Origin of the sequence: Flavobacterium psychrolimnae (assembly GCF_003312425.1) — a bacterium.
Classification (GTDB): Bacteria; Bacteroidota; Bacteroidia; order Flavobacteriales; family Flavobacteriaceae; genus Flavobacterium; species Flavobacterium psychrolimnae.
The window spans coordinates 190,751-204,355 of record NZ_QNUX01000004.1; the positions used below are offsets into that span (position 1 = coordinate 190,751).

The 13,605-nt window shown below is 35.4% G+C and carries 9 protein-coding genes; 4 read left to right on the forward strand and 5 right to left on the reverse strand.

Annotated features, from left to right (window positions below; translation table 11 throughout):
* The first annotated feature begins 147 nt into the window (after positions 1-147).
* The 3 genes from DR980_RS06200 to DR980_RS06210 all read left to right on the forward strand — a co-directional run bounded on the left by DR980_RS06200 (position 148) and on the right by DR980_RS06210 (position 5,164).
* Complete coding sequence (locus DR980_RS06200) at positions 148-2,388, forward strand: cation:proton antiporter (RefSeq protein WP_113634383.1); 2,241 nt, start codon at positions 148-150, stop codon at positions 2,386-2,388.
* 279 nt (positions 2,389-2,667) lie between these two features.
* Positions 2,668-3,273, forward strand: a complete 606-nt coding sequence (locus DR980_RS06205) for an NAD(P)H-dependent oxidoreductase (protein WP_113634384.1) — start codon at positions 2,668-2,670, stop codon at positions 3,271-3,273.
* A 1-nt stretch (position 3,274) separates the two neighbouring features.
* The gene (locus DR980_RS06210; protein ID WP_113634385.1) at positions 3,275-5,164 is read left to right on the forward strand and encodes a monovalent cation:proton antiporter-2 (CPA2) family protein; all 1,890 of its coding nucleotides are present in this window, start codon (positions 3,275-3,277) and stop codon (positions 5,162-5,164) included.
* An 85-nt stretch (positions 5,165-5,249) separates the two neighbouring features.
* Here DR980_RS06210 and guaB read toward each other — a convergent pair whose 3' ends face one another.
* Entirely contained in the window at positions 5,250-6,722 is a 1,473-nt protein-coding gene (gene guaB / locus DR980_RS06215) for an IMP dehydrogenase (RefSeq protein WP_113634386.1), read from the reverse strand.
* A gap of 163 nt (positions 6,723-6,885) precedes the next feature.
* Between guaB and DR980_RS06220 the strand changes: the two genes are divergently transcribed.
* The gene (locus DR980_RS06220) at positions 6,886-9,411 is read left to right on the forward strand and encodes a cation-translocating P-type ATPase (protein ID WP_113634387.1); all 2,526 of its coding nucleotides are present in this window, start codon (positions 6,886-6,888) and stop codon (positions 9,409-9,411) included.
* Positions 9,412-9,419: 8 nt separating this feature from the next.
* Here DR980_RS06220 and DR980_RS06225 read toward each other — a convergent pair whose 3' ends face one another.
* The 4 genes from DR980_RS06225 to DR980_RS06240 form a co-directional block, all read right to left on the reverse strand.
* Positions 9,420-10,814, reverse strand: a complete 1,395-nt coding sequence (locus DR980_RS06225) for a DUF5723 family protein (protein ID WP_113634388.1) — start codon at positions 10,812-10,814, stop codon at positions 9,420-9,422.
* Complete coding sequence (locus DR980_RS06230) at positions 10,811-11,362, reverse strand: hypothetical protein (protein ID WP_113634389.1); 552 nt, start codon at positions 11,360-11,362, stop codon at positions 10,811-10,813. The genes DR980_RS06225 and DR980_RS06230 overlap by 4 nt, the downstream gene beginning before the upstream one ends.
* Before the next feature lie 105 nt (positions 11,363-11,467).
* Positions 11,468-12,331: a hydroxymethylglutaryl-CoA lyase gene (locus DR980_RS06235; RefSeq protein ID WP_113634390.1), complete on the reverse strand. Its 864-nt coding sequence runs from the start codon at positions 12,329-12,331 to the stop codon at positions 11,468-11,470.
* Positions 12,332-12,426: 95 nt separating this feature from the next.
* The gene (locus tag DR980_RS06240; protein WP_113634432.1) at positions 12,427-13,446 is read right to left on the reverse strand and encodes a quinone-dependent dihydroorotate dehydrogenase; all 1,020 of its coding nucleotides are present in this window, start codon (positions 13,444-13,446) and stop codon (positions 12,427-12,429) included.
* Positions 13,447-13,605 lie beyond the last annotated feature (159 nt).

A 13,605-nucleotide genomic window follows, 5' to 3' on the forward strand; every position in this document is an offset into this window, starting at 1 on the left:
AAAAGGAACACTAAATTCTTTTCAACGGGATTTTTGTTGCTAAAAAAATCATAAAAAGCTGTTTTAAGCATTAATTATACTTTCAAAATTAAAGTTTTTTTATATCTTACCAACATACACAAAACCTTAAAAAACAAATAAACGCCTATGGATGCCGCAGAAACAGTAGCAAACGCCTCACACCATTTACAACCTTTAATCAGTGATTTAGGATTAATCCTAATGACCGCTGCGGTGGCCGTTTTGTTATTTAAAAAAATCAAACAACCTTTAGTTCTCGGTTATTTAATAGCCGGATTTTTGGCTGGAAATCACTTTGATTTTTTCCCTTCCATAAAAGATATTAAAAGCGTAGAAGTTTGGGCCGAGATTGGAGTAATCTTTTTGTTGTTCAGTTTAGGACTGGAATTCAGTTTTAAAAAACTGATGAAAGTGGGCGGAACAGCATCAATTACAGCCATAACACAAATCCTCGCAATGGTTTCCATCGGTTATTTAGTAGGTCAATGGATTGGTTGGAAACCTATGGACAGTATCTTTTTAGGAGTAATCCTTTCCATTTCCTCTACTACTATTATCCTAAAAACCTTTGATGAACTCGGAGTAAAGACCCAAAAATTTGCTGGAATCGTTATTGGTTCACTCATTGTCCAAGATTTAGTTGCCATTTTGATGATGGTTTTACTATCGACAATTGCGGTGAGCCAACAGTTTTCAGGAAGTGAGTTACTGTTGTCTGTTTTTAAATTAATATTTTTCTTGACCATTTGGTTTGTTGGCGGTATCTTTTTTATCCCAACCTTACTTAAAAAAGCAAAGAGTCTTTTGACAGATGAAATGCTGCTAATCATTTCACTTGCTTTGTGTTTGATGATGGTTATTCTTGCTGCTAATGTTGGTTTTTCACCTGCTTTAGGCGCATTCATCATGGGTTCCATCATTGCCGAAACGACTCAGGCAGAACATATTGAACATTTAGTTAAACCCGTAAAAGATCTTTTTGGAGCCGTATTTTTCGTGTCAGTAGGTATGTTAATTAACCCAGATACGTTGTACGAATATGCTTTACCAGTCGCTATTTTGACTTTTGTGGTGATTTTGGGACAGTCCATCAGTTCTACGATTGGTGCTTTACTTTCTGGACAGCCACTGAAGCAATCGGTGCAAACCGGAATGAGTTTATCGCAAATTGGGGAATTCTCTTTTATAATTGCCACATTGGGAATGACATTGAATGTAACTAGTGATTTTCTATATCCTATTGTTGTAGCTGTGTCTGCAGTAACCACATTTACGACTCCTTTTATGGTGAAATTCGCCACTCCATTTTCTGAATATCTGGAAAGGAAATTGCCTCGAAAATGGACTAAAACAATTGAACGTTACAGCGCCAATGCTCAATCTATAAAACTGGTAAGCAACTGGCAAATCGTGGTACGCGCTTTTCTGACACAGGTAATTATACATTCCGTTATTATAGTCGCAGTTATTTTACTTTCGTCGAAATTCATTTTACCACTAGTAAAAGACTCACAATTTGGAAATATAATTGCCGCATTAATTACATTAGTAATACTTTCTCCTTTTTTATGGGCGCTTTCTTTACGCCGAGTTGCAGTGAAAGAAGTAGCTATTTTAAGAGAGGAACGCAAATATCGCGGTCCCATTTTGATGATGATTTTGTTGCGAATGGTGTTGACTCTTTTCTATATTGGATTTTTATTGAATATCTTTTTCTCTCCAATAATTGCATTTATAGCTTTGATAGCAGCGGTTGTTATCTATTTTGTTTTTCCGAAAAAATTAAACGCACAATACCATAAAATAGAAGATCATTTCTTAAAAAACCTTAATGCGCGAGAAATCAAAAAAGCCATTAGAAGCCGAAGCGATTTGACACCGTGGGACGGTCACATGACAACTTTTGATATTGCTCCAACATCCAATATTGCCGGAAAAACATTAGAAGAATTACGCATTCGGGAGCAATTAGGGATTAATATCGCCTTCATCAAACGTGGGGAAATAATGATTAATATTCCAAATAAAAACGAACGATTATTTCCCGGTGATGAAATTTGTGTCATTGGAACAGATAACCAAGTCAAGGAATTTAAATCGTATTTGCATCAAAATGAAATAGAAATTCCAGAAAAAATTACGGATACCGATATTATTTTGAAACAATTAGAACTTAAGGAAGAAGAATTTATTGGTAAAAATATCCGCGACTCATTATTACGTGAAAAAACAAATGGTTTGATTGTGGGAATTGAAAGAAGTGGAAAACGAATCTTGAATCCAGAGTCCAATATGATTTTAGAAAAAAATGATATTCTTTGGGTGGTAGGGAGCAAAAAATTACTAACCACGTTTTTCAAAAATTAAACATTCGATAAATGCGTTAAAAATTGTGATTCCAAATCAATTTTGGTTGAATAATTGCTCAAAAATCTCATTTAATTAAATCCTGTCAGAATAAAAATTACGATTTTGTTTTGACAGGATTTTCTGTTTTTAAATAAAAAATAGCTTCTAAAAAAAATTATAGCATTAGAATTAACCAATATTTTATATCTTTCAAAATGTTTTTAAATTACATATTACTCTAAAAATCAAACAGATAATACACATTAATTAAAAAAACAAACAGCAAAAATATTTTTCATGTCAAAAAACAAAATCTTAATCCTATTTTCCCATCCGCTTTTTGAGAAATCACATGCGAATAAAGCCTTGGTGGAAAATATTCCCAGTTCAGAAAACATAACTTTTCATGATTTATATGAGGAATATCCCGATTTTGATATTGATGTAAAAAAAGAGCAAGCGCTGTTAAGTCAGCACGATATTATCATTTGGCATCATCCCATGTATTGGTATAGCTGCCCACCATTGATGAAACAATGGATTGACATGGTTCTGGAACACAACTGGGCTTATGGCAAAAAAGGGACTATGTTGCAGGATAAAATTATTTTTCAGGTTATTACAACTGGTGGCGACAAAGAAAATTATTGCGAAACAGGTAGTGACAGATACACTGTTCTTGAATTATTAGAACCTTTTAATCAAACAGCAAAAGTGTGTAATATGACGTATTTACCGCCTTTTGTAGTTCATGGTACTCACAACATGACTAAAGAAGATTATGAAAAAAACGGATTGGTTTACGGTTATTTTCTGGACTACTTAGAAAATAATGATTTAGATACCGATGAAATTTTGCAATACCATTATTTGAACGAATGGTTTGCTACAATACTAACTTAAGATGGATACCAATTTTTTATTACAGGCAATCATTTATTTAACTGCAGCGGTGATTTGTGTCCCAATTGCTAAAAAATTAGGATTGAGTTCCATTCTGGGCTATTTATTAGCCGGAATCGTAATTGGTCCTTATTTACTTGGATTTATTGGTCAAGAAGGTCAGGACATCATGCATTTTGCTGAATTTGGTGTGGTAATGATGTTATTTTTGATTGGCTTAGAACTGGAACCCAGTAAGTTTTGGAAAATGCGGAAATTCATTTTTGGGATGGGTTCGGCACAATTAATAGGAACAACGCTCATACTCTTTCTGGGATGTCTATTTTTTATGGACTGGAAATGGGAAACTACATTGGCTATTTCATTGGCATTGGCATTATCCTCTACAGCTATTGTATTACAAACTTTGAAGGAGAAAGGATTGTCAAACACCTCTGTTGGACGTTCTTCATTTGCGGTTTTACTTTTTCAGGATATTGCGGTAATCCCAATTTTAGCTTTTTTACCGCTTCTGTCAACAGTAAATCTGGAGACAACAAATGATGCGCCACAATCCTTAATTACGGAATTTCCAAGCTGGTTACAAACATTAATAGTACTCGGAATCATATCTACAATCTATTTTGCAGGTCGTTATGTATTTGTACCGATATTGCACATCATTGCAAAAACAAGGTTACAAGAATTATTTACAGCATCAGCATTATTACTGGTTGTAGGCGTTTCTTATGCTATGCAATTAGTTGGTTTAAGCCCAGCACTTGGGGCATTTATGGCAGGAGTCGTATTGGCTAACTCCGAATTTCGTCATGAATTGGAAGGTGATATTGCACCATTCAAAGGGTTGCTCTTGGGATTGTTTTTCCTTGGCGTAGGCGCTTCGATAAATTTCCAATTAATTATTGAAAATCCACTTTTTATTTTTGCTTTTGGAGCCATCCTGACTCTTGTAAAATTTGCAGTTTTATTTATAATCAGCAGATTTCATAAAAAAAACATCGATCAAAATTTATTGTTTGCTTTTGGCTTAAGCCAAGCGGGAGAATTTGGCTTTGTGATTATGAGTTTTTGTATGCAGTTGAATATTGTCCCTAACATGTTAGCCAATCAAATAATGGCAGTAATCGCAATGAGTATGGTCGCAACTCCTTTTTTACTGTTGATAAATGAGCGATTAATTTATCCGAATTCAAGGTATAAAGAAAAAACAACCGAAACAATAAAGGATAATGATTTCATAGATGAAGACAACCCAGTTATTATTGCTGGTTTTGGTCATTTTGGAAGTACAGTTGGACGTTTGTTACGAGCCAATAAAGTGAAAGCAACCATTTTGGATTATGATTCTGATCGAATTGATTTATTGCGAAAAATGGGTTTCAAAGTTTATTATGGTGATGCAACACGACTGGAATTATTGAAAGCCGCAGGTTGCGAGAATGCTAAAATTTTTATTGCTGCCATAGATAATCCTACAGTGAATTTACAAGTGATTGAAACTTTGAAAAAGCATTTTCCGAATTTAAAAATACTAACTCGTGCCCGAAATAGAAACGATGCGTATGAATTAATTGATCATAAAGTGCAACATATATATCGGGAAACATTGTATAGCGCGGTAAATATGGGCGTTGATGCATTGGTAGAATTAGGTCACAGAAAATATTCGGCTACCAGACAAGGTCAGCAGTTTATAAAATACGATGAAATTACTACCCGCAAATTAGCCGAAAAACGTCATGATAAAATGGCGTATATGATTACCATAAAAGAAGAAATTGAATTACAGGAACAGCTTTTAAAAACTGACTTCTATTCGCAAGTTGCAGCAACAAACCACAGTTGGGACAGCGAGCATTTGAAAAACAACTTAGCTGACACTAATGAATAACGATTTTCCGATACAGGAAAAAGGCATAATTAAAACCGATGACGGAATTAATTATGCCTTTTTTATTGTTTTAAAAAACTAAAAATTATCTTGAATAATTTGGAGCTTCTTTCGTAATTGTTACATTATGAGGGTGACTTTCATTGATTCCGCTGGCAGTAATACGAACAAAACGACCGGTTTCCTGTAAAGTTGGAACATCCTTTGAACCACAATATCCCATTCCGGCACGAAGACCACCAATGAATTGTTGCATACTTTCGTTCAATTCGCCTTTGTAAGGAACACGACCTACAATTCCTTCCGGAACTAGTTTTTTTACATCATCTTCTACATCTTGAAAATAACGGTCTTTTGAACCTTCCTGCATCGCTTCAACAGAACCCATTCCACGATACGATTTGAATTTTCTTCCTTCGAAAATGATAGTTTCACCTGGAGATTCCATTGTTCCGGCTAATAATGAACCTAGCATCACACAGTCAGCACCAGCAGCAATTGCTTTCGGGATATCACCCGTGTAGCGAATTCCACCATCAGCAATTACTGGAACTCCAGTTCCTTTGATAGCCGCAGCAACTTCAAGAACAGCAGAGAACTGAGGAAAACCAACACCGGCAACGATACGAGTTGTACAAATAGAACCCGGACCGATTCCTACTTTCACACCATCTGCTCCATTTTCAACTAAAAATTTAGCTGCTTCAGGAGTTGCTATATTACCTACAATAACATCTATTTGAGGAAATTTACTTTTTACTTCTTTCAATACATTTACAACACCTTGTGTGTGTCCGTGAGCGGTATCTATAATAATAGCATCAACACCAGCGTTAACTAATGCTTCGGCTCTTTGAACTGCATCACCTGTAACACCAATTGCTGCAGCAACACGTAGACGACCATAAACATCTTTATTGGCAATTGGTTTTTGGGTTAATTTGGTAATATCTCTAAAGGTTATTAATCCAACTAACTCATATTTATCATTTACAACCGGTAATTTTTCAATTTTATGTCCTTGCAAAACCACTTCTGCTTGTTCCAAAGAAGTTCCTTCAGCAACAGTAACCAAGTTTTTAGTGGTCATAACCTCAACAATAGGTCTGGCGCTATTTTTTTCGAAACGCAAATCACGATTGGTAACAATTCCTTTCAGAATTTTATTTTCATCTACAATTGGAATACCACCAATCCCATATTCTTTCATGGCATTTTTGGCATCGGCAACAGTCGAAGTCAAAGGCAAAGTAACCGGATCGATAATCATTCCGGATTCTGCACGTTTTACTTTTCTAACTTTCGCAGCTTGTTGCTCGATAGTCATATTTTTATGTAAAACGCCTATTCCTCCTTCTTGAGCCATAGCAATTGCCATAGCACTTTCGGTAACGGTATCCATAGCAGCGGATACAATAGGAACATTTAGCGTTATATTTCTTGAAAATTTGGATTGAATACTCACTTCGCGAGGAAGCACATTTGAGTAGTTGGGAACTAATAGAACATCATCGTAAGTTAATCCTTCACCGATAATCTTAGAGTTGTGTGCGATCATTGCAATTGTAGTTGGAGTTTAATTGCGTGCAAATATAGATAATTTTAAGCAAAAAATTGCTATCATCTTCCAATAAATAATTAAATTGCAGTTCAAAGTCAATTCTTTGGTTCTAAATTGCCACTTACTTTCCAACCCAGAAAATCCGTTTAATTTATTTGCTATGACAGAAACTCAACAAGAATTAAAAGGACTTTCAAATGAGGCGGTTTTACTTTCGAGAACGAAAAATGGTTTAAACTCCATAGTGAATCAGAAAAAAAATCAGTTCTTGAAATCCCTGTTCGAAATGGTAAAAGAACCAATGTTTCTCCTGTTACTCACCGCAACCAGTATTTATTTTATTACCGGAGATTACGGAAATGGAATTTTCATGAGTGCAGCAATTGTGTTGGTTTCCACCATTTCATTATATCAGGAATCCAAAAGCAGAACAGCAATTGAAGCGTTAAAAAAACTATCCCAACCCAAAAGCAAAGTCATTCGCAATGGAGAAATAACCGAAATTCCAAGCGAAGAAATTGTTGTTGGCGACCTCATCCAAACAGAAGAAGGCACCTTTATTCCTGCCGATGGCGTTATTCTTCAATCCAATGATTTTTCAGTAAACGAATCTATTCTTACCGGGGAATCGATGGCTGTTTTTAAAAATGAAACTGCCGAAAATAACACCGTTTTTCTTGGAACCATTGTAACTGGTGGTTTGGCAATTTGCGAAGTAACTGCTATTGGCAACAAAACCCAACTAGGAAAAATAGGAAAAAGTCTGGAGGCAATCGTTGAAGAAAAAACCCCGTTGCAAATCCAAATGGGGAATTTTGTCAAAAAAATGTCGCTTGTTGGCTTGGTGATATTTGTTTTTGTCTGGGTTATCAATTATTACAATTCAAACAATGTTTTAGACAGTCTGTTGAAAGCGCTTACTTTGGCCATGAGCATCATTCCTGAGGAAATTCCAGTAGCTTTCACTACATTCATGGCCTTGGGTTCTTGGCGATTAATGAAAATGGGAATCATCGTGAAACAGACAAAAACGGTGGAAACCTTAGGGAGTGCAAACGTAATTTGTACAGATAAAACAGGAACAATCACCGAGAACAAGATGAGTCTGGCCCAATGGTACACATTATCAGATGATACTATTAAAGGAAGTAACAGTGATGAAACTAATAATAATAATAATAATAATGAGCATGATATAGAATTACTGAGTCTCGCCATGTGGGCCAGCGAACCCATTCCGTTTGACGCAATGGAAATTGCATTGCACGAAGCATATTCGAAGTTAAAAATCGCAGATGAACGCCCTAATTTTAAATTAGTTCACGAATATCCATTGGATGGAAAACCACCGATGATGACTCATGTTTTCGAAAATCAAAATGGAACGAGATATATTGCTGCCAAAGGGGCTCCCGAAGCATTGATTGCCACTTCAAATGTAACTGAAAACAAAAAAAAACAAATTCTCTCTGCAATGACAAAAATGGCTTTGCAAGGATATCGCGTATTGGGTGTTGGTTTAGCTGAATTTTCAGGTACTGATTATCCTAAAAAGCAACAGGAATTCTCCTTTATTTTTAAAGGATTGGTGGCGTTTTACGATCCTCCAAAAGCAAATATAAAAGCAGTATTCGAAACTTTTTATAAAGCCGGAATTCAAGTCAAAATAGTTACTGGCGATAATGCCGAAACAACTGCTACAATTGCCAAACAAATTGGCTTTAGAAATGCGGATAAAACGCTAAATGGTGATGAATTAATGGCCATGGACGATGCTACACTTCGAGAAAAAGTAATGGAAACGTCCATTTTTACAAGAATGTTTCCCGAGGCCAAACTTAAAATTATAAAAGCACTCAAAGACAATAATCAAATTGTAGCTATGACGGGTGACGGGGTCAATGACGGACCGGCTTTGAAATCTGCGCACATTGGAATTGCCATGGGAAAAAAGGGAACCGAAATTGCCAAGGAAGCCGCCAATCTGATTCTAATTGATGATGATTTTTCTAAAATGATAGACGCCATTGCCATGGGCAGAAAAATATATAATAATCTAAAAAAAGCCATCCAATATATCATTTCCATCCATATCCCAATCATCATGATTGTCTTTATTCCATTGGCATTGGGCTGGATTTACCCCAATATTTTCTCGCCGGTTCATGTCATCTTTCTGGAGATAATCATGGGGCCAACCTGCTCTATAATTTATGAAAATGAACCTATGGAACGCAACTTAATGCTGTTGCAACCCAGACCTTTTACCAATACTTTTTTCAAACTTAAAGAAGTTACCATCAGTATAATTCAAGGACTTGTCATCACCGCGGGGCTTTTGTTTGTGTATCAATATTGTGTAGCTACAGGTTGTTCCGAAAGCGCAACGAGAACAGTAGTTTTTCTGACATTAATTTCATCTAACATTTTTCTGACGCTGACGAATCGTTCTTTTTATTACTCGATATTCACAACATTAAAATACAAAAATAATTTGGTATTGATGATCATTAGCGTAACCATTCTAATTACAGCTTCATTGTTGTTTGTACCATTATTTGCTGCTTTTTTCCAGTTCGAAAGGGTTTCGGGATTCCAATTAGGATTAAGTATTTTAGTGGGTCTTGTTTCGGTGCTTTGGATCGAAATTTACAAAGGATTTAAACGAAGAAAAGTCCAATTTTAATCAGAAATTTATTTTTTACTATTCTTAAAAATAACATTCAGTCCCAGTTGAAAAGAAAGACTATTTGCCTTGGTAACATCGCTATATTCTAAAAGATTATCGGCAAGAACATAGAAATTCACAGGTCCAAAATGACTGGACAATCCCAATCCTATGTTCTTATATGAATAAGAATCTAGCGTGTACGTGGCTTTCATTTGTAAAGCCTTGAATATTTTTCTTCGGTAATAAGTGGTAAATGCTACTAATGGCGTTCTTGGCGTAGACATCACAAATAACTGGGCACCAACCGCACTTTTATAAGTCGTTTCAGGATCATAATTAAGACAATTACAATCTTCAGGGCGTTCTTCATCAAAGGAATACTGAACCGAAGTATTGAATTTTGCCGGACGCCAAGTTGTGTAATCCGCGTACAAGGTATCCAAAGGAATAGCATCTTTAAATTCCTGATATCCCCCTCCTGCTGAATTTCCAGAACTGAAATTTGGAACCACACCTTCGTATTTGTACGTTCCTTTAAAGGTTAAACTTTCCACTTCTTTGCTGTGTTTAATAAAACCTACGTCAATAACACTGGCGGTAAGCTGAATATTTTTCTTTGGATAATAGGTAAAACCGGCATCAAATCCCAAACCTAAATTACCTCCTAAAAGTGCTCTTTTGGTAATATCTTTCGTCACATTTGGCTCATAATCTTCATCATCATATGGAGCAATTCCAGATGTATTCAGCTGTAATTGCGAATAAATCATCTGTTCATAAACTCCTGTTTCTGAAGGAATCGTATAAATGTAACCAGAGTTATTAGTAGAATTAGCATTATAAATACTAGAGTAAATTTTCCCGCGTACTCCTAAAATAAGTTTTTCGGTGATGTTTTTATGAAATCCAAGGTGAAATACGGATAACATTTCTGCTTTGGCACTCAAATCGCCCAAATTAAAAACCTTACCCAAATAGTCTCTGTTTCCATCTAAAGCTAAAATGGCAATATCTTTAGGAACATAACTCAGCATATCGAATTCCTGGTACATTCCAAACGAAATATAGGAATCACTTTCCTCTCCTGCTATTTTAAAACCTCCGTTAAAAATTTCTATTTGTTCGTTGATTGCTACTTTGTCTTTTCGTGTGGTAGAAAATACTGCATTGCGTAATTTTATATTAAAATCGACTCCATTATCTGCAAATAAATCATAGGCTGAAAACCCACTCGAACCTACATTTGCAGAAATTCCAGACAACAAGGGAACCCCAGCATACCAATCGTACTTGAAATCGGCACCCGGATTAGTCATCAACGACTGTGGTACTGAAGTAAAATTATATAAGATTTGTTTGTTTTGTGAATAGCAATCTATTGCAAGTAATAGAACCAAAATCATGATCATCTTTCTCATTCTACTACTAAATAAGCGGTTACACCAGAACGCAATTTCAAATTCCCTGAACTAGTCTCCGTCAATGGAGCACCCGGAAGCATCCTCAATGTGAAAGCAATTCTAACAGTTCGTTTTAATAAGTCAAGTTGTGTGTTTTCGAATATCTCCGTTCTGGTCACTTTATTCTCTAAGCCTGTGTATTCCGGAACAGTAAAATTTGTAGTATGAACGACTTGGTTATTTCTATCTAAAAATACTAAATCAACCACGTAAGCTCTAGCTATGGTATTTTCCATTTCAAGGAAAAAATCTACTTTTTTTAAACTTTTCCTGAAAAAACTATCATTGAATACATCCACTGTTGGGGCATCAAATATGACATTTTGTTCGACTCCACCAGTCACAAATTCATTTGCAGGAATATCAAAATAGGCTAAATTAGCGATAAAAACAGGCTCCAACTTTATATCGTTTACCTGATCGTAGTCTAAATCACTCGCGCATGAAAAAGATAATAACAACAGCAGTGATAGACTGATAACTCTATTTAAACCAAGTGTTTTCATGATTTTAATTTATATGGTAGTTTTCGGGAATCTATATTCAACGCATCATTATTACACTTATTATTTATAAAGTAAAGAGTTCAGTAATAATTTGTCTATTTTTTTCTAATGAAACTCACCAAACAACTTAGAAGCTTCATTATAAGCACTTTCAAAACTCATTGGACTCATATTTGTGTATTCCTTTTGTGCTGTAAAATAAGACAATAATTTCTCCGTAGGCATATTACCAGTAAGATCATCAGTCGCCATTGGACAGCCGCCAAAACCTTGAATAGCACCATCATAACGACGGCATCCCGCTTTGTAAGCAGCGTCAATTTTCTCAAACCATTTATCAGGTGTCGTGTGAAGGTGCGCTCCAAATTCTATTTCAGGATATTTTGGAATTAAATTTGAAAATAAATACGAGATTACATCAGGAGTCGAACTTCCCACCGTATCCGAAAGTGACAAGATTTTCACTCCCATTAATGCTAATTTTTCAGTCCACTCTCCTACTATTTCAACATTCCAAGGATCACCGTAAGGATTACCAAAACCCATTGATAAATATGCCACGACTTCTTTGTTGCTTTTATCTGCAATTTCCAGAATTTCCTGTAAGGTGATTAACGATTCGGCTATGGTTTTGTGGGTATTTCGCATTTGGAAATTCTCAGAAATCGAAAAAGGGAAACCTAAATATTGTATTTCAGGATGAACTGCAGCGAGAGTTGCACCTTGCGTATTAGCAATAATCGCTAAGAGTTTGCTTCGGGTTTGGGATAAATCAAGTCGTGCCAAAACTTTGGCTGTATCCTGCATTTGCGGAATTGCTTTGGGAGAAACAAAACTTCCAAAATCAATACTGTCAAAACCTACCCGCAATAACGATTGAATATAAGCCACTTTCTTTTCCGTAGGAATAAAGGGTTTGATGCCTTGCATGGCATCGCGTGGACATTCTATAATTTTTATTGGCTCCATAGGAAGCCAAAGATAGAAAAACAATTAAGAATTTTAAATTCTGATTTCAAATTTTCGAAAATTGATGAAGACTAGAATTTCCAACTGCTTAAAAGCTACAATCTTTCTAAGATTTTCTTATTTATGGCTTTCACCAAAGCTGGTCCTTCGTAAATAAAACCAGTGTACAACTGAATTAAACTTGCTCCTGCATCTAATTTTTCTATTGCATCTTCGGCAGAATGAATTCCTCCTACTCCAATAATTGGAAAGGCTTTATTACTTTTTTGCGATAAAAACCGAATCACTTCAGTAGAACGATGTGTCAATGGTTTTCCAGATAATCCGCCCATTTCTGTTTTGTTTTCGGATTGCAATCCTTCACGGGAAATCGTAGTGTTAGTCGCAATAACACCCGCAATTTTAGTTTCTTTTACAATATCAATAATATCCAATAATTGCTCATCAGTTAAATCAGGAGCGATTTTCAACAAAATTGGCTTTTGCTTTGGCTTAGCCAAATTCTTGTTTTGGAGCGTTTGCAATAGTTGTGTCAACGGTTCTTTATCTTGTAACGCTCGAAGATTTGGCGTATTTGGAGAACTTACATTCACCACAAAATAATCAACATAATCATATAAAGCATCAAAACATATTTCATAATCAGAAGTCGCTTCTTCGTTTGGCGTCAACTTATTTTTCCCAATGTTTCCACCAATCAAAACGTCTTTATTTCCTTTTAATCGTTCTACCGCTTCCTGAACTCCGCCATTGTTAAATCCCATTCGGTTGATGATGGCGCTGTCTTCTTTTAAACGAAACAATCGTTTTTTAGGATTTCCTTCCTGACCTTTTGGAGTCAAAGTTCCTATTTCGATAAAACCAAAACCAAAATTGGACAATTCCTTATACAATTTTGCATCTTTATCAAAACCTGCTGCAAGACCTACCGGATTTTTAAATTTTAATCCAAAAACTTCGGTTTCTAATCTGGCATCATTTACTTCATAAAGCGATTTAAAAAGAGCTGTAAATCCGGGGATTTTAGATAAAAAGCGAATCAGTGAAAAAGTAAAATAATGTACTTTTTCAGGATCAAACCAAAAAAGTATTGGGCGTAAGAGTAATTTGTACATGGTTGTGTTGTTGTGTTGTGCAAAAATAGAATTATCTATCCGATAAATAAATATTTGGAAAATAATTTCTAAAATCATTTTGAATAATAAAAAGCGGATATAAACATATCTTATTTGGCTGTGGCCAAATAAGAAAAAGTCAAAGAAGATTTTTTTTTT